Here is a 16705-nt window from a genome sequence, read left to right on the forward strand (position 1 = left end):
CCTGTGGGGTCGGCGTAAATCCATCCATGGAGCCTAGGCCGCAGCATCCCTGCTGCGGACTTCCCCACAGGAACAACCCAGGCAGCCGCCGCTCGTCAATTCGGGGAACTTCGAATTGTAAGTTACATAAGCTGCAATGATTTCATTTTTCGCCACAGCGTGGCGCGTGAAATGCCCATGGCGTCGGCGACGGCCTGTTTATGGCCTTTGTGCTGTTGCATCAGCGCGAGGATCCGGTCCCGTTCATTTTGTTCGACGCTGATTTCGGACTCATCCGGCGGGGCTTCGCCGCGCAGCTCCGGTGGCAGGTCTTCCAACTGAACGGTCGGGCCTTCGCCGATGGCATGGGCGTAGGTGATGACGTTGATCAACTCGCGAATGTTGCCCGGCCAGTGGTAGGCCAGCAGTGAATCGAAGGCGGGGGCGGCGATGCTGTCTATCTGGCGTTCGTTCTCCTGGTTCAGGCTGTGAATGAACTGCCAGCTGAGCATGGCGACGTCACCGACGCGGCTTTTTAAGGGGGGCAGATACAGGGGCACGACGCGCACCCGGTACATCAAGTCTTCGCGGAAATCGCCGTCTGCAGCCAGCTTGCGCAATGATTTGTGGGTGGCGCTGACCATGCGGATATCGGTATGCAGCACCTCGCTCGACCCCATCGGGGTGAAGCATCGGTCCTGTAGCACCCGTAGCAGGCCGGCCTGAATGTCCAGCGGCATTTCAGCGATTTCATCCAGAAACAGGGTGCCGCCGTCGGTCAGTTCAAACAGTCCGGTGCGATCATGAGTGGCGCCGGTAAAGGCACCGCGTTTGTGACCAAAAAGCTCCGAGGCCATCAGTTCACGCGACAGGGCCGCACAGTTGATGGCGCTGAATGCCTGGCCGGCCCGGCGCGACTGGTCGTGAATGTAACGCGCTACCAGCTCCTTGCCTGAACCGGTTTGGCCGCGTACCAGTATGGATGCCTGGGTTCGGGCCACGCGTTCGGCCTGTGCCATGAACTCGATCATGTTGGGGGCGACGGTCAGCAGGCCCCCAAAGTTATGCGGGCGCCGGACATCGGGCCGGTAGAGGTCAGTCATCCTCTACCTCTGGTTCCCGGATACGCTGGGCCATCACCCGGTCGCACCAGGGCAGACGAATGCCCAGGGTGTTGGACAGCTGGACCAGCGCCGGGGTGTGGCCGCAAATCTGAATCTCGATGCCTTGTGTCTGGCCGTGCGCCACGAACTGTTGCAATGCCTGCAGGGCCGCGACACGAATGTGGTGAGTATGGGTCAGGTCGATGGTCAGTAGCGTTGTTTTTGGGGCCAGCATGGCGGTCAGTCGTTCCGGCAACTGACGGGCAGCGGCGAAATAGAGACTGCCCGAGATCTGGATCAGCGTATGGGGGCTGTCGAGTTCGATGGTGTCGCGCAACCAGCCCTCCTCGTCCACCGCGTAACGTCGCAACAGAGGTACGCTGGCCTGAAACAGAAAGATGCCGAGCCCCAGCGCCGCCCCGAGCAGAATGGCCTCGTGAAAATTGAGCACCAGTGTGCTGATCAGGGTGACCAGAAACAGAGTCCGGGTCTGGGAATTGGCTTTGAGAATGGTGCTAATCTGCTTGGGTTTGAGCATTGACAGAGCAGTGGCGATCAACAGACCGGCGATAACCGCCTGCGGGATGGCTCGTATCAAATCGGCACCGAACAGAATGATGGGCAGAATGGCCAGGGCGGCGATAAAGGGCGCCCAGCGGGTAGCTGCGCCGCCAATGTCGAGCAACACCGACCGGGTCAGGGAGGTGCTGGCCGGGAAGGCACCGGTGATACTGCCGACCAGGTTGGCGATGCCCTGGCTGCCGAGCTCGCGCCGCAGCCAGCGCTGTTCGGCGCGGTTGCGCAGGGTCACTATCAGTTCCAGCGAGCCGATAAAGGAGACGGCAAACCCCGGGATGATCAGTGCCTGCACCATGCTCCAGCTGGGCCAGTGGGTGGCCAGTTGCGGCCAGCCATCGGAAATGACAGTGGTTTGCTCCAGCGTTATCCATTGTGCGACGAAGGACCAGGGAGCCCAGACAACCAGGGCCGTGCTGATCACCAGGGTCATCAGTGGAATTGGCCAGCGTGGCAGGTAGCGTCGGCCGAGCACGACCGATGCCAGGGCAAAGACCGACAGACCCACCGCGGCCCATTGAATGTCAGGCAATCTCAGACCCGAGAGTTGCACCAGTTCATCCACGACATTACGCACGTTGGTGAAGGGGGCGCCGATGAATTCGTCGAGCTGCATCAGCGCGATAATAACGGCTGCACCGGTGGCGAAACCCACCATGACGGCCTCGGGAACAAAGTCGAAGACGCGTTCAGCGCGCAGTGCGACGATCAACAGGCGCGAAAGGCCAGCCAGAACCGCGAGGGTGGCCATGGCCGTCAGTAACAGGTCGGGCTGGTCTGCCCAGGGGGTCAGGCTGGCGAGAATGATCAGGCCGGTGGTGTTGGTCGGGCCGACCGTAACGTGGGCGCTGCGCCCAAGCAGGGCGGCCACCATGCCCGGCAAAGCAGCCGTAACCAGCCCATACATCGGCGGCAGCCCCGACAGCATCGCATAGGCAAGGCATTGCGGAATACCGACCAGAGCCACCAGTAGGCCTGCATTGATATCGCCGGCGCGGGGCAGAGAGAAGGCGATGGCTTTCGGCAAGGCTCAGTTGGACTCTTGAGTGGCGTTGTACAAAATGCTGCTGCGGTTGCCGGAGCGACAATAGGCGAGAATGTTGTTGCCATCATCGATCAGGGATTTCAGGGTGCTAACCTGTTCGGGCGAATAGTTGGGCCCGTTCATCGGCAGCTCGACAAATTTGATACTGGCCGCCTCGCAAGCGCGACGGATGTCGGCGGCTGGAATCTGGTCGGCACTTTCGCCATCGGGCCGGTTGCAGACAATGACACCAATGCCCTGTTCTTTGGCTTGGGCGACGTCGTCGGTGGTAATTTGCGGGCTGACCCGGAAGGTGGGGGATAGCTGGGTTACGTTCATTGAACCTCTCCTGCTCGATGTCGGATTGTGTTGGATGCTACCACCTGAAGAATGACGGTGCGATACCGCTGATCGGATTGCAGCGTCCAGTCAGTGAATTAGAGAAATATAATATAATGATTTGGATCACAATTTCCAGAGATTGGTCCTCGCAGTGCAATAATTTTCCGTGTCACAGGCCCCGGCATGCTTGCAGTCTGCGCTAATTCCTCTATGTTAGCAGTCAGCATCCGGCCACTTCCACGTAGCCTCTGGACGGTTGTAAACAGGCCATTTTTCAGCTTGGAAAAACCGCTCATACGACCGTCAACAACAATAACCCGTACCGGCCGGAAAGACCCTTTGGAGAGTATTATGATTCTGGATCACACCCTTGGTATTTTCACTCACCCCGGTAGTGAGTGGTCACTCATTCGTAAACAGCGACGCAGCAAGACGATGGAGTTTCTGACCCACGTCCCGATGCTGGCGTTGATTCCTGCGGTGTGTTTCTATTTTGGTGTGGCGGAGGTCGGCTGGCGTCTGGGTGACGGCCCGCTGACGGTCTTGACGGCACAAAGTGCGCTGGTTCTGTGCGTGCTGAGCTATCTGGCTGCACTGGTCGGTGTCTGGACATTCGGCGAGTTTATTACCTGGATGACAACGACTTACTCCGATGAACCGGTTGACCCCCATCACGGTATGGCATTGGCGGTCTATACGACGGCGCCGATCTTTCTGGCCGGTATTGTAGGTGCCTGGCCGGAGCTTTGGCTCAATGCGGTGGTGTTCGCGATCGCAGCGGCTTATTCGGTCTACCTGATCTACGAAGGCATGCCCATTGTCATGAACATTCCGAAAGAGCGTGCTTTTATGTACGCGACCTCGGTGATCACCGTAGCACTGGTGCTGCTGGTTACCCTGCGCGTTGGCACGGTCATCGTCTGGTCAGCAGGCTTCGGACCGGAATACATGGTCATTGAATAAGGTTGGCTGCCCGGTTTAGGGCAAGCTGGACCAGGCGATACTGTCCCGGTAGCCATTGCTGTCGGTCCGGGTTACGCCATAGTCCGAAAATTCCAGATCCACCCAACCCCGATAGGCCGTTAGCCGGACTTTGCCGGCGTGTGGCCGGATGTCGTTCTGGTACCAGTGAACGCCGCGGGTGGTGGTCAGGCTGGCGGAGTTGGTGCGCCAGCCGTCATCGAGCCAGACGCTGGCGCGCGCTTCGATGCGAAAGTCGGTTGAATTCAGTTCGATGATCTCGGTGCTGATGTTGGTGTAGTTCAGATCGCTGCGTTCGGCGCGCATGCGCAGCCTACCGGTCATGGTGCCTTCGAGTGATTCGATTCGGTTGTAATAGTCGTCGTACCAGCCCATGACATCAAAATCGAGTCGACTGTTCAGGGTGACATAACCCTGCCAGTTGCGGGTGTCGCAATCGACGGCTTCAGCCGTTACATCCATGGTAATGAACGTCATGCTGTTGGCGTAGGTTTCGGTTTCGCCATAGGCGTCGATGCTGGTGTAGCCGCCAAAATCGCAGGCTCCGCTGTCAAACAGGTAGGTTGAGGTGGTTTCAACCGGTGTATGGCTGCGACTGGTCATGCGGGCCGACGGGGTCAGAAATGCCTCGGGATCAGCGATCATCTCGATGCTGGTGGCACTCAGTGCATAGGGAATCAGCGCGCTGCGCACCAGAAAGTCGGTGTCGTAGCGCGCAAGAGAAGGTGTGACTTCCGTGTCGTAACCGGCCTCATGCTCATGTACATCGGTGACCGTAAAATGGCAGCCACTGAGCAGCAGCGCAGCCGAGGCGATCATGGCCAAGCGGCGGGGCTGAGCAGGAATATTCGGGTGCTGAGTCATGGGCAGGGCTCCTTCATTGTTGGAGCCATTATCTCAAGGCAGGCTGAACCCGATCTGAACCGGGCAGATCAGTAATGGTGCCTGTTCAGATTGGGTTAAGAGTTGAGTTCTTAGATAGGCATTTGTTTATCAATACTTTTAACTCAATGTTCGGAGTATGCACTCCACTGAGTGCCGGGTATCGGGTGTGCCTGTCCGGGGTAGTCCGCAACATGGATGTTGCGGTCTAGGCCCCATGGATGGGTTTACGCCGACCCCCGACAGGCACACCCGGTGCCCGGCGCGGACCTCTGGTAAAGTTGGAAACCCTAACTTTACCGCGCAATGGTGGTGATGGGCTGCAGTCGTTCTGCCAGCTTGCCAGTGCTCACCAGGTTGTGGAATTCATCGGCCAGGGCCCGATTCATGTCGACGACTTTGGTCCAGTAGCGAATGCGCGTGTCAGCATCGAGGGTTTCGAAGTCTTTGCGGTCGGGAATTTTGCCGTAGGGTAGGCTGTTGATGAACGCTGGGCTTGGGCACATCACCAACGTGTGGCTGTAGTGGTTGGCGGTGACTTTGCGCCATGGCAGGGGTTTGTCAAACCAGCCGGGTTTCAGCACCGGTGAGAAATGCGGGTAGAGCACCAGGCCGTTGTCTGGTTTGATCGGCAGGTCGAAATGGTAGTCGACCATGCCGCCGTCCCGGTAGACCCCCGGCGGGGCGCCAGCCGGGTTGGTGACGCCGTGTATTACAACCGGAATCGCGCCGCTGGCCTGCAGTGCCTGGCGCAGGTTGTCGATGGAAAGCGTCACCTGATAAGTGGTGAATTGATCCCAGTCGGGCAGGGGAAGCTGACCACCCTGGCTGCGAAACACGACACGATCGAAGTAACGTGGCAGGGTGGCGCGCGAGATCATGTTGCTGGCCGCGACGCCGGTAAACACCCAGGCTTGCCTGCGCGAGGAATGGGCCGCTGTGATTCCCCGGCAACGGGCGGTAACCAAATGCAATAACCGGTTTGGGTGCAGGTCTTCGAAGGAGGTATCGCCCAGCGTTTCGTCGATGAACTCATTCACCTTGCCGGTAATTTCATCGGCATCGGCGTTGTCTGAATAACGCTGGTTCAGGTAGCCGTGTTCAAGTCGGTCCAGCGCTGCCACCGGGTCTTTGTTGGCATAGGCCGTCATACGCCAGGCACCGATGGAGCTGCCAATGAGATTCAGCGGGTGATTGATGGCGGGTAGCCACTCGCTGGCCAGGTAGCGATCGAGGTGACTGAGCACAAACCATTTGGGGCCACCGGAGGCACCGAGAATCACGCGAATAGACTGGGGTGACAGCCCCTCGTTCTGAATGGTTCGATAGGCGTGCTCGCCAGCGTAGAAATTAAGCGCTTGGGTCAAACGAGGGTCCCTGTAGTTGCGGAAAACATATAGTTGCGGAAAACGCGCACTATACCCTGTGACGGGTCTTGTCCCAAGGTGTGGCGGGTAAAATCGGATGTTGATGTGTGGAACCGGAAAGGGCGTCTCAGAATGCGGGTCTCTGGCCGTCTGCTGCCAGAGACCCTTCGGTCAGTTTGGCTTAGCCGCGACTGAACAATTGCTTGAACAGGCGCGGAGACGACGCCAGCAATTCGGCTTTTCTAGCACTGACAGGGCCGCCGTTACGGTCGCCACTGAGGGCACCCGACTCCTGCAATAACAGGCTGGCGGCGGGGAAGTCGACATCGTTCAAATCGTCGGCAAAGGCCAGTTGCACGCGGCCTGCGACCAGTTGGGCGATGCTCATCAGGCCACAGCCGCTGACGCGTATGCCGGCAACGCGCTCAGACCAGCGCCCGATCTCGGCCGGGTCGCTGCTGTCGATGGCGGCCAGGGCCAAATCCAGTGTCGACGCATCGACACGTACCCGGCGCTCGTTCAATTGCACGCCGCGGCCGCGCATGCTGGTCCACTCGTCACCGGTGATCGGGTCGAGCAGGGCGACGGCTTCGATACGGTCTTTGATAAAAAAGGTGATGACGATGAGAAAGCCCGGGTAACCGGAGCGGTAGTTGGATTCACCGGCCAGCACGTTGATTTTCCAGCAGGATTGACCGTCGTAGTCGCGGCTTTCGTCCATACCGATGTGCAGGCTGTCGATGTGGTGGCGCGGGTGGCCTTTGCGGATGGCCTTGCGGGCACGCCAGGCGGCGTCTTCAATGGCCTGGTCAAACACGTCTTTGCGGGTGGCCCCTTCGGCAGTCAGTGAATCGATGTTCGACAAAGTGTAAGTCAGTTTGTCGGCTGCGTTGCGCGCAGCGCGCAGGGCTATGGTCAGAATTGGTTGCATGGTCGGTTCATACTCACATTCAATAGGGTTAAACCGCACCGGTTACAGGCAAGGGGCCGGCCATCATCGTCGGGTGTGTGACAGCACAGCCAGACAGAACGGACCGGACGAGCCAGTTCAGGTACGTCGGTTTTATCCGCAAAAACGGGTTTGTTAAACAGCGGTTCGGGCGCTTTCCCGAACGAGGGCGCGTATAATACACACCTTTGATGCACTCTTTAAGTCTTGGTGTGCAGTTTTTGAACGATAAGAGGTGATTTCAAGCATGTCGCAGTCACAGGACGCCGCAGGCGAAACGGGCATCCGGCTGGATGATATTAAAGTGGTTCTGGTGCACACCAGCCACCCTGGCAACATTGGTGCCGCCGCGCGGGCTATGAAGACCATGGGGCTGACCCGGTTGGTACTGGTCTCTCCCAAGGATTACCCTTCGGGTGAGGCCTTTGCGCTGTCTTCCGGTGCCCATGATGTGCTCGACCAGGCCGTAGTGGTCGATGAGATCGATGCTGCCATTGCTGACTGTTCACTGGTGGTGGGCGCGTCGGCCCGATCCCGTTCGTTGCCCTGGCCGCTGCTGAACCCCCGTGAAATGGCCGATAAGGTCGCAGCCCATCCACCCGGATCTTCAGTGGCGTTGCTGTTTGGGCGCGAGCGAAGTGGTCTGACCAATGATGAACTGGCCAAGTGCCACTATCACGTCAATATTCCCTCCAACCCGGATTACAGTTCGCTCAACGTGGCCCAGGCTGTTCAGGTTCTGTGTTATGAATTGCGCATGCGCCAGGAGCTGGCGGTAGCGCAGACCCGAACCGACTGGGGCGTTGAATGGGATCAGCCACCGGCGCGGGCTGAGCAGCTTGAGGGGTTGTTCGAGCACTGGGAGAAAACTCTGGTTGAGATCGACTTTCTCGACCCCACTAACCCCCGAACATTGCTCAGCAAAATTCGCCGTTTGATACTGCGCGCACAACCTGATGAAGTTGAGGCTAACATCCTGCGCGGTATGCTGACGCAAATAGACAAGTCGATAAGGAAACCCTGATATGTTCCGCAACCTGAAAGAAGACATCCAGAGCGTCTTTGACCGTGACCCTGCGGCGCGAAACTGGTTTGAGGTAATCCTGAACTATCCGGGTTTGCACGCCATCCTGATTCACCGTTTCAGCCATAAACTGTGGCAATGGAATCTGAAAACGCTCGCCCGCTGGGTGTCCCAACTGGCGCGCTGGTTTACCGGCATTGAAATTCACCCGGGCGCCAAACTTGGACGACGGTTTTTTATTGATCACGGCATGGGCGTGGTGATTGGTGAAACGGCCGAGATTGGCGATGACGTCACTATTTATCAGGGTGTAACCCTGGGTGGTACCAGTTGGGAGAAAGGCAAACGCCACCCAACGCTGGAAGACGGTGTCATTGTCGGTGCCGGGGCCAAGGTGCTGGGGCCTTTTACCGTCGGCAAGAATGCCCGGGTAGGTTCCAATGCCGTCGTCACCAAGGCGGTACCCGAGAATGCGACCGTTGTTGGTATTCCCGGTCGCATCGTGAAACAGCAGGGCGAAAAGATACTACCGTTCAGCGACCAACAAAAAGCCATGGCCGATAAAGTCGGTTTCGATGCCTACGGCGTCTCGCAAATGCCAGACCCAACGTCCCATGCCATCATGGCCCTATTGGAACACATCCATGCGCAGGATCAGCGTATGGATGTGATGTGCAAGGCACTCAAGCGCATTGATGCCAGCTACACCAGTACAGCATCGCCAGAACTAAGCGATGAGGATTTTGCACCCATTGAAGATTCCGACCGATCCGCCAATGCCGGAGGCTGAACGCCTCCGGTTTGCGGTTTACGCTTCAGGCATGGGCGGTGTGTCGGTGTAGAGTGCTTTTGGACCGGGTAGGAATGAGCTGGTTCAGTTCCATCGTGGCATAAAACGTATCCCGGGAATGACAGACCTGATCGTACAAAGTTCGACCCAGTAGGTGGTGACGCCGGGGGAAGCGCAGTTGTGGCGGTATTAACGCGAAACGGCGACTCTGGCCCAGTGGCTGGGCGATAACAACGTCCAGAAAAGGTGCCAGAAAGGCAAGGTAGCTGTCGATATCGGTGCCTTTGAGGGCGGAGATCAGTTCCAGCTCATCGGTGCGTGACAGCAGCGCGTCCTTGATGTCCAGTGCGCTGCAATAACGACCTTTGTTTAGAATAATGGCGTCGTACTGTGCGTCGACCCAGACCCATGTATTTTCTTCACTCAAAAAGGCTTCCAGTCCGGTATGACAGCCACCCAGTGGCCGCCAGTGACTGTCTCGGGTGTGCAATTCGATTTGGCGGGTAGAAATGCCCATAGCCTGCAGTGCATGGCTGAGTACGGTGACGTAATCGCCGCGCGCGAATTGTTCGCCCAGACTGACGCGCGCCATAATGTCGAGCGGGTTGTGCGACCCTGAATGTTGTCTGGCCTGGGGTTCCCAGCGGTTAAGTGCCCAGCGCAACAGGGCGTCTAAGCGTTCGCTGTCGAGGCGAGCATGCTTGATAACGTCGTCGAGCTGATAGCGTTGGGCGAGCACAGCCATGAGTTGGGTGCGTTTCGGCTCGGGCAGCGGCACTTCTGTCCCGGGACTGAAGCGAAAAGGACGCAGCCGCGAATAGTGGTTAAGTGACCAGTAGCAAACACCAAAAGCCAATAGAAACAGGCTGAGTATTACGATCAGTGCCAGCATAGAACCTCCCTGGACTCCGTTCCGACCGTGTTTCCGAAGACTGCTGATTTTCCTTGATTGAAGAACCCGCGTCAGTGATGGCGTGCAGCGCATTCACTTTATTGGACACTAACCAAACCGGGTCTCAACGGCTCCTTCACTTCGGTGCGTGGAGTACAATCTATACTTTGGCCCTTAACGATCAGCAGCGCAATGCGCTACCGCCCCCGTTTGTGGTTCATTTGACATTGAGCGCGTAATTATTTGGTATTGAAACGTAAGTAGAGGTTTCAAAGTGCTTGTCTGCGTAACGCCACCGCTGGATTTGGCGCCATTCACCCGGTATCCGGAAGGTATTTCAGGTGCCGAATTAAGATTGGCCGGGGCAGTGTTGAGTTACCCCGGCCAGAATGATTAACGCGGCAGCGTCTGGGTCAGACTGCTGGTGGCGCCATCGTTATCGGTGACGGTGAGGGTGACCTCACGCACTTTATTGCGTTTAAGCAGATATTTCGGAATCACGTTCCAGTCACCGGAGAAGGTGAATGGGCCAGCTTGCCATTCCTGATCGACGACATAGCCGTCATCGTCGTTGCTGTCGCTGATAAAGATGTACCAGAGCAGAAACTTGAACACGCTGAACGAAGCGTTCGGTGGTGTGTTCAGGTTGAAGTCGACAATAACCGGATCGTGGTCGGAAGACCGGTAGGGCGTCGGCGCATACAACAATTCAACGTGATTGGCGGTTTTGAACTCGGTGTTGTAATCCAGCACCAGCGGCTCATCGGTATTGATGTGCCAATCCTGAACCTTGATCACCTTGGCCTGCAAGCTGGCAGATGCCAGAGCATGGTCCAGGTTGCCGGATTCACCATCAAAGACGTAAGAGTATTCACCTTCGCCTTTCAGATTGGCATAGCCGGCATCGGCCAGAACCTGCAATGGATCTTCCATTGAATAGGCGTTTAAGTCACCAATGATCATCACATCCGCATCATCAACCCCGGTTGGGTTGGTGCTTAGCCATTCGACCAGGGCCGTTGCAGCAGCGGTACGTACGCCGTTGCAGTTTCCTTGCAGATTAGGATCGGTCGGATCGCCCACGTCTTCACAGGAAGAACCCTTGGACTTGAGGTGATTGACCACAACCGTGAACCGGTCACTGCTGCCCAGATGTTCGAAACTCTGCGTCAGAGCCGGGCGGTTCTTTTCATCGTTGAACAGTGGTTCGCCTTCATCATCCAATGGTGAATTGTCACTCGACAACACCTGGGCACTGTTGACGGGTGCGACCACGTCGGGGCGGTAGATCAGACCTACGGCGATGGAATCGGTGCCAATGCCCGGGCCACCCGTTGAGATGTAATCGTAGATCTTATCGGCTGGCTGAGTAACGTTCAGGGCATCGACCAGCTGGTCGATGGCACTGTTTTCATCAAATCCGTCGTTCTCGATTTCCATCAGGCCGATCACATCTGCATCCAGCGCAGAAAGTGCAGCGATCAGTTTGGCTTCCTGGCGTTCCAGTTCCAGCGGCGTATCGGCACCACGGTCGGTTGGGAACCCACCACCGAGACCATCACCATTGTAGTAGTTCAACACGTTGAAGCTGGCGACGCGCATGTCGCGATCCAGTGTGTCTTCGGGTGCTGCGGTACGCAGGTTGGTACCCTGCAATTGCAAGTCGCCACTTGGGATCAACTTGTAAGCGCCGAATGAATAATTCAGAACACCGCTCAGGCTGGTGAGGGTTTCACCAATGCGCAAACTGTTGTAGGCAGACAGTTCCGGTGCCGGGAAGCGCATCGGGTCCGGATTTTGGGTGCTTATTCCGTCTTCGATAATCAGCTTGTTCAGATCGTTGGCAGCATTAACAGCGAAGGCATCAGGCCCAGGTGTTGCGACTTCCGTTGGAATGTAGCGACGACCCTGGCTGACGGTAAACTCACCGTAGCGACCCAACTGATAAACTTCGTTCACGGTTAGGATCTGGTTATTGGTCACCAGCATGCCTTCAAATGCTTCGAGTTCGTCTGCGTCGCTCAGCGGCAAAGACACCAGAGCCGGTGTTGGCAGATACTGATTGCTGGCACAGATGCTGATGCCGTCTACATCATTGATTTGCGTCAGACCAAAGTATTCGTCCACCGACCCGTTGACAACAACCCGGTCGCCAACGGCTACATTGGTACCGGAGTAGAAGACAAATAGGCCTTCAGACGTAGCCGCGTCGCCATCCTGATCGGTATCCTCTTCCTGCAGGAAGAAACCGCTGAGCTGATTGCCGGCCTGGTAATCGCCAACCACAATGGCTTCAACTGACACGCTCTGGCCCAGCAGAGGGGACGCATCGCCACTGCCCTGAACGCCGGATATCAGTGTCATCGGGTCGCCGCACTGAGCTAAAACCGGATCATCCGGATCGCTGTCATCGTCGCCTGTTCCACTATTGCCCAAATAAGCAAAGGTGTTGCTGGAGTATGCATCCCACTGGATGGTTGGGTCGAAGGCAGCATTAAAGTCAGGATCACCCGCGGTAATGTCGGCTTTGCGCACCAGGGTGACATTGGCACCGAAGGTATCGCCATTACCCAATTGACCGATGCGGTCGACCACGGTATCGACTTCACGCAGCAGCACCACATCGTTGCCATTGAAATTGGCAACACCCGAGGTTGTGTCGGTGACATCCAAAATGTCCTGGGCGGCCTGGCTGTTGGCGATGACGTACACGTCACCCGCGGCCAGGGTGCCACTCAATGGCAGGGCGATGTTCAGGCTGGTACTGCCATTGGAATACAGTTCGACGGCGTATTGACTCAGGTCAATGGTGGCGTCACCGGTATTTTGCAGTTCGATGGCTTTATTGAAGGAGGAGCCTTCAATGTATTCGGAAAAGATCAGGTCGGCCTGGGCACCGCTGGCATAAGCCGCGGCGATCATCAGAGCCAGGGTAGTTCGTCTGGCGTTCATGGTATCCCTCTCGTTTTGCGTCCGGGCTCTCTGACATCCGTGTGGGTTGCCGACCACTGAGACCCGTTGTTGTTATTGTGATTGCAGCATCATTAGTTGATCGTATGGTCAAAAAATGATCTCGACCACATTACCGGAAAAATGTGACCGATTGGTAACATTTTTCAGACTAGATACCTGCAAAGTGCGAATTATTCAGAATCAATCGATGCAGATACTGCAATATGTGACTCAGGACCCCTGACGATTCGGGTTACTTTCCCTGCTTGTAGTCTTCTACAGGTGGGGTTTTTTGTACCTGTTACTGCGTGACAAAGGGTAAGCCGGGGTTGTTATCTACGCTCCAGCCGCTATCATGCGCGTCCCTCTACCAGACGAGCCAGCGGCACCCATCGTGATCCTTACGCCACCATAGCACTTTCCCACCTCTGCAGACTCTCCGAGCCTGTCGTCTGACCCAATATGTTCATGCAGGGCATGCATCCTGTGTGACGCGCCGATACGCGGCACCTGACTGTTAATCCGTACCCCCTGAGGTCTCTAAATGTTGTTATCTTCCACCCGAAAAGACTGGTTCGGGAATGTTCGTGGCGATTTGCTCGCCGGTCTTGTTGTGGCCCTGGCGCTGATTCCCGAAGCCATCGCCTTTTCCATCATTGCCGGTGTAGACCCGAAAGTTGGTCTTTATGCCTCTTTCTGTATTGCGGTTGTTATTTCCTTTACCGGTGGACGTACCGGCATGATCAGTGGTGCGACGGGTGCCATGGCGCTGCTGATGGTGACTCTTGTCAGAGATCACGGTCTCGAGTATCTGCTGGCAGCAACGCTGCTGACAGGTGTACTTCAGATTGTTGTTGGCTATCTGCGCCTTGGTGAGTTGATGCGATTTGTATCTCGTTCCGTCGTCACTGGCTTTGTGAACGCTCTGGCTATCCTTATCTTTCTGGCTCAGTTGCCGGAACTGACCAACGTCACCTGGGAAGTTTATGCGGTTGTAGCGGCGGGTCTGGGCATCATTTATCTGGTACCGCTGGTGAGTAAGGCCATTCCTTCGCCGTTGATAGCCATCGTCGTGTTGACGGGCATTAGTATGTGGCTGGGTCTCGATATTCGAACCGTGGGTGATCTTGGTGATCTGCCAGACACCTTGCCTATCTTTTTGTGGCCTGAAGTTCCGCTGAACTTTGAAACCTTGCAGATTATTTTCCCCTATGCCTTCGCGTTAACCATGGTGGGTATCCTTGAATCGTTGATGACGGCGACCATTGTCGACGATTTGACCGATACACCTAGCGACAAGAACCGCGAATGCAAGGCGCAGGGCGTGGCTAATATTGGTTCCGGCCTGTTGGGCGGTATGGCTGGTTGTGCGATGATTGGTCAGGCTGTTATCAACATCAAATCCGGTGGTCGTGGCCGCTTGTCTACGCTGATGGCTGGTGTGTTCCTGCTGCTGATGGTGGTGTTCCTGAACCCCTGGGTGTCGCAGATCCCGATGGCGGCACTGGTGGCGGTGATGATCATGGTTGCGATCGGTACCTTTAACTGGGGTTCTTTCAAGGATCTTAAGAAGTACCCCTTGTCGACCAACATTGTCATGGTGGTCACCGTGGTAGTTGTGGTCTATACCCACAATCTGGCCTATGGGGTTATCGCCGGTGTTTTGCTGGCCGCCCTGTTCTTTGCCAACAAGGTTGGCCACTTCATGTATATCACCAGCGAGCTGGATGAAGAGACCGATACCCGCCGCTATAACGTTGCTGGCCAGGTCTTCTTTACATCGGCCGAGAAGTTTTTGGCCTCGTTTGACTTCAAAGAAGCCGTCGATCATGTTGTTATTGACCTGACCCGTGCTCACTTTTGGGACATCACGGCCGTGGGTGCACTCGACAAGGCCGTGATCAAGTTCCGCCGTGAAGGGGCACAGGTTGAGATCATTGGCCTGAACGAAGCCAGTGAAACCATCGTTGACCGCTTCGGGGTGCACGATAAACCCGAAGAGATCGACAAAGTGTTAGGAGGTCACTGATGTTTAACAAAGACAATAAAATACTGGCCTGCATAGACGGCTCGAAATACAGCCAATCGGTCTGTGACTATGCCGCCTGGATCAGCCAGCGCACGGGTGCACCACTGCAATTGTTACACAATCTGGAGCACCCGACCGGTGCTTCCACCGGGGATTTGTCCGGTGCCATTGGTCTTGGTAGCCGCGATACTCTGCTGCAAGAGCTTACCGAGGTTGAAGAGCAGCGTAACCGCTTGCTGATGGAGCAGGGCAAACTGATGCTTTCGACCGCCAAAGAGCGGATCGGGCAGGATGGCACAGAGGCGACGACCAAACAGCGTCACGGCAGCCTGACCGAGTCGCTGATCGAGATGGAAGAAGATATCCGCGTACTGGTGCTGGGTATTCGTGGTGAAGAGCATGAACAGGATAATCAACACCTTGGTGCTCACCTTGAAGCGACCATTCGTTCCCTGCACCGGCCCATTCTGGTGGTCAACAGTGAATTCAAGGTCCCGGAAAACGTCATGCTGGCTTACGATGGCAGTGGGGCTTCCAGTAAAGCGCTGGACATGCTGGCGCAGAGCCCTCTGTTCAAAGGCATACCGGTGCACCTGGTGACCGTGGGTGAAGACCCGGCGGGCGCCAATACTCTGCAGCACAAGGCAACCGAGGTGTTACAGGCGGCTGGCCACAAGGTCACCTCAGTGACGCTGGATGGGAAGCCCAGTGAGGCGCTGGTGAACTATCAGGCTGAGCACGATATTGACCTGACGCTGATGGGTGCGTTCAGTCACACCCGGTTGCGTGAGCTGGTATTGGGCAGCCTGACGGCAAAGGTGTTGTTGAAGTCGAACAAGCCGTTGCTGTTGTTAAGATAAGACGAGACTCAGGGGTCGTCCGAATGTTCGGCGGCCCCTCTATCTTGCTCAACCCCCCGCCGCCAGACCTTCAACACATAAATATACAGCATGACCACCAGTGCAGCTGCCAATCCTGATGCCAGTATGGAGGGTTGCTCGACGGAATCCGGGTTTATGGTAAGCCCCAGGCCGCCGATGGTGAACACCTGCTGCGGCATTAGCCAGCGCTTGCGGGGCCTGCCGGTTAGAGTGGCGCGCAGCGTGAAGTGCAGTGCCATGGGCGCGACCGCGAGCAGAACGCCCCACCAGGGGGCTGGGTCAGTACCGTTCAGAAGGGCGAGGATGGCCACCGTGGTCGCCACACCGAGCAGACCGGTGTAGGCGCGTAGAAAAAACGCCGTATTCATTGCGTTTGAACCCGGTTCTCCAGAGTATCCAGCAAACCGTCTACGGTTGATTCGATGATCAACGTTGTCGTTAGATCCGCCCAGGCGAAACCCTGGTCCGTCATCCGGGTGATCATGGTGATTAGCGGGTCGTAATAACCATTATGATTCAATATGGCCACTGGCTTGCGGTGATATCCCAGCATCTGCCAGGTCCAGACTTCAAACAGCTCCTCCATGGTACCGGGCCCGCCAGGCAGTGCTACGAAGGCATCAGCCGGATCAGCCATACCGGCTTTGCGCTCGTGCATGGTGTCCACAACCTGCAACTCGGTGATGCCGGGGTGTGCAACCTCCCGCTCAACCAGCGCTTTGGGCATGACTCCCAGAACCTGGCGTCCACCGGCGAGGACCGCATCGGCCACGGCGCCCATCAGGCCGATGTTGGCACCGCCATAAATCAGATCATGTTGCCGCCGGGCCATGTGCTGCCCTAGGTTGGTGGCCAATTCGATGTATTCTGGACTGTGGCCACTTTTTGAGCCGCAATAGACTGCTATCTGCATGACGTTCCCCTGATGGATGGC

At 56.7% G+C, this 16705-nt stretch carries 15 protein-coding genes; 5 read left to right on the forward strand and 10 right to left on the reverse strand.

What is annotated here, in order from left to right:
* Positions 1–122: 122 nt before the first annotated feature.
* From WEB54_RS00505 to WEB54_RS00515, 3 genes are read right to left on the reverse strand one after another with little or no spacing between them, the layout of a single operon-like run.
* The gene (locus WEB54_RS00505; protein WP_368052690.1) at positions 123–1082 is read right to left on the reverse strand and encodes a sigma-54 interaction domain-containing protein; all 960 of its coding nucleotides are present in this window, start codon (positions 1080–1082) and stop codon (positions 123–125) included.
* A complete protein-coding gene (locus WEB54_RS00510) occupies positions 1075–2685 on the reverse strand; it encodes a SulP family inorganic anion transporter (protein ID WP_368052691.1) in 1611 nt (536 codons plus the stop codon). The genes WEB54_RS00505 and WEB54_RS00510 overlap by 8 nt, the downstream gene beginning before the upstream one ends.
* 3 nt (positions 2686–2688) lie before the next feature.
* Positions 2689–3021 (reverse strand): TIGR01244 family sulfur transferase, encoded by a 333-nt coding sequence (locus WEB54_RS00515; RefSeq protein WP_368052692.1) that lies wholly within the window; start codon positions 3019–3021, stop codon positions 2689–2691.
* Positions 3022–3375: 354 nt separating this feature from the next.
* On the opposite strand from WEB54_RS00515, the gene WEB54_RS00520 reads away from it, so the two are divergent.
* Positions 3376–3987: a Yip1 family protein gene (locus tag WEB54_RS00520; RefSeq protein ID WP_368052693.1), complete on the forward strand. Its 612-nt coding sequence runs from the start codon at positions 3376–3378 to the stop codon at positions 3985–3987.
* A gap of 15 nt (positions 3988–4002) precedes the next feature.
* On the opposite strand, the gene WEB54_RS00525 is transcribed toward WEB54_RS00520, so the two are convergent.
* The 3 genes from WEB54_RS00525 to WEB54_RS00535 form a co-directional block, all read right to left on the reverse strand.
* The gene (locus WEB54_RS00525; protein WP_368052694.1) at positions 4003–4869 is read right to left on the reverse strand and encodes a hypothetical protein; all 867 of its coding nucleotides are present in this window, start codon (positions 4867–4869) and stop codon (positions 4003–4005) included.
* 314 nt (positions 4870–5183) lie between these two features.
* Positions 5184–6254 (reverse strand): patatin-like phospholipase family protein, encoded by a 1071-nt coding sequence (locus WEB54_RS00530; RefSeq protein WP_368052695.1) that lies wholly within the window; start codon positions 6252–6254, stop codon positions 5184–5186.
* Positions 6255–6435: 181 nt separating this feature from the next.
* A complete protein-coding gene (locus WEB54_RS00535) occupies positions 6436–7185 on the reverse strand; it encodes an inositol monophosphatase (RefSeq protein WP_368052696.1) in 750 nt (249 codons plus the stop codon).
* 265 nt (positions 7186–7450) lie between these two features.
* Between WEB54_RS00535 and trmJ the strand changes: the two genes are divergently transcribed.
* Together trmJ and cysE are read left to right on the forward strand one after the other, a co-directional pair.
* On the forward strand, positions 7451–8227 hold the full coding sequence (gene trmJ / locus WEB54_RS00540) for a tRNA (cytosine(32)/uridine(32)-2'-O)-methyltransferase TrmJ (RefSeq protein WP_368052697.1): 777 nt from the start codon (positions 7451–7453) through the stop codon (positions 8225–8227).
* Position 8228: 1 nt separating this feature from the next.
* Entirely contained in the window at positions 8229–9017 is a 789-nt protein-coding gene (cysE, locus tag WEB54_RS00545; RefSeq protein ID WP_368052698.1) for a serine O-acetyltransferase, read from the forward strand.
* Positions 9018–9042: 25 nt separating this feature from the next.
* Here cysE and WEB54_RS00550 read toward each other — a convergent pair whose 3' ends face one another.
* Complete coding sequence (locus WEB54_RS00550; RefSeq protein ID WP_368052699.1) at positions 9043–9909, reverse strand: hypothetical protein; 867 nt, start codon at positions 9907–9909, stop codon at positions 9043–9045.
* Between the two features lie 393 nt (positions 9910–10302).
* Positions 10303–12861 (reverse strand): ExeM/NucH family extracellular endonuclease, encoded by a 2559-nt coding sequence (locus WEB54_RS00555; protein WP_368052700.1) that lies wholly within the window; start codon positions 12859–12861, stop codon positions 10303–10305.
* 547 nt (positions 12862–13408) lie between these two features.
* Here WEB54_RS00555 and WEB54_RS00560 point away from each other — a divergent pair.
* Positions 13409–14890: a SulP family inorganic anion transporter gene (locus tag WEB54_RS00560; protein WP_368052722.1), complete on the forward strand. Its 1482-nt coding sequence runs from the start codon at positions 13409–13411 to the stop codon at positions 14888–14890.
* Positions 14890–15750, forward strand: a complete 861-nt coding sequence (locus tag WEB54_RS00565) for a universal stress protein (RefSeq protein WP_368052701.1) — start codon at positions 14890–14892, stop codon at positions 15748–15750. The genes WEB54_RS00560 and WEB54_RS00565 overlap by 1 nt, the downstream gene beginning before the upstream one ends.
* An 8-nt stretch (positions 15751–15758) precedes the next feature.
* Here the strand turns inward: WEB54_RS00565 and WEB54_RS00570 are convergent, their stop codons facing one another.
* Both WEB54_RS00570 and WEB54_RS00575 read right to left on the reverse strand, forming a co-directional pair.
* Positions 15759–16139 (reverse strand): hypothetical protein, encoded by a 381-nt coding sequence (locus WEB54_RS00570; protein ID WP_368052702.1) that lies wholly within the window; start codon positions 16137–16139, stop codon positions 15759–15761.
* On the reverse strand, positions 16136–16684 hold the full coding sequence (locus WEB54_RS00575; RefSeq protein ID WP_368052703.1) for a TIGR00730 family Rossman fold protein: 549 nt from the start codon (positions 16682–16684) through the stop codon (positions 16136–16138). Before WEB54_RS00575 ends, WEB54_RS00570 begins: the two co-directional genes overlap by 4 nt.
* Between the last annotated feature and the right edge of the window lie 21 nt (positions 16685–16705).

This window comes from Saccharospirillum sp. (assembly GCF_040881935.1).
Taxonomy (GTDB): domain Bacteria; phylum Pseudomonadota; class Gammaproteobacteria; order Pseudomonadales; family Natronospirillaceae; genus Saccharospirillum.

Excerpts from the sequence above, each read along its gene's own strand:
- WEB54_RS00555 (WP_368052700.1), bottom strand. The coding sequence starts at position 12,861 with ATGAACGCCAGACGAACTACCCTGGCTCTGATGATCGCCGCGGCTTAT.
- WEB54_RS00570 (WP_368052702.1), bottom strand. The coding sequence starts at position 16,139 with ATGAATACGGCGTTTTTTCTACGCGCCTACACCGGTCTGCTCGGTGTG.
- WEB54_RS00565 (WP_368052701.1), top strand. The coding sequence starts at position 14,890 with ATGTTTAACAAAGACAATAAAATACTGGCCTGCATAGACGGCTCGAAA.
- WEB54_RS00505 (WP_368052690.1), bottom strand. The coding sequence starts at position 1,082 with ATGACTGACCTCTACCGGCCCGATGTCCGGCGCCCGCATAACTTTGGG.
- trmJ (WP_368052697.1), top strand. The coding sequence starts at position 7,451 with ATGTCGCAGTCACAGGACGCCGCAGGCGAAACGGGCATCCGGCTGGAT.
- WEB54_RS00525 (WP_368052694.1), bottom strand. The coding sequence starts at position 4,869 with ATGACTCAGCACCCGAATATTCCTGCTCAGCCCCGCCGCTTGGCCATG.
- WEB54_RS00520 (WP_368052693.1), top strand. The coding sequence starts at position 3,376 with ATGATTCTGGATCACACCCTTGGTATTTTCACTCACCCCGGTAGTGAG.
- WEB54_RS00515 (WP_368052692.1), bottom strand. The coding sequence starts at position 3,021 with ATGAACGTAACCCAGCTATCCCCCACCTTCCGGGTCAGCCCGCAAATT.
- WEB54_RS00535 (WP_368052696.1), bottom strand. The coding sequence starts at position 7,185 with ATGCAACCAATTCTGACCATAGCCCTGCGCGCTGCGCGCAACGCAGCC.
- cysE (WP_368052698.1), top strand. The coding sequence starts at position 8,229 with ATGTTCCGCAACCTGAAAGAAGACATCCAGAGCGTCTTTGACCGTGAC.
- WEB54_RS00550 (WP_368052699.1), bottom strand. The coding sequence starts at position 9,909 with ATGCTGGCACTGATCGTAATACTCAGCCTGTTTCTATTGGCTTTTGGT.
- WEB54_RS00575 (WP_368052703.1), bottom strand. The coding sequence starts at position 16,684 with ATGCAGATAGCAGTCTATTGCGGCTCAAAAAGTGGCCACAGTCCAGAA.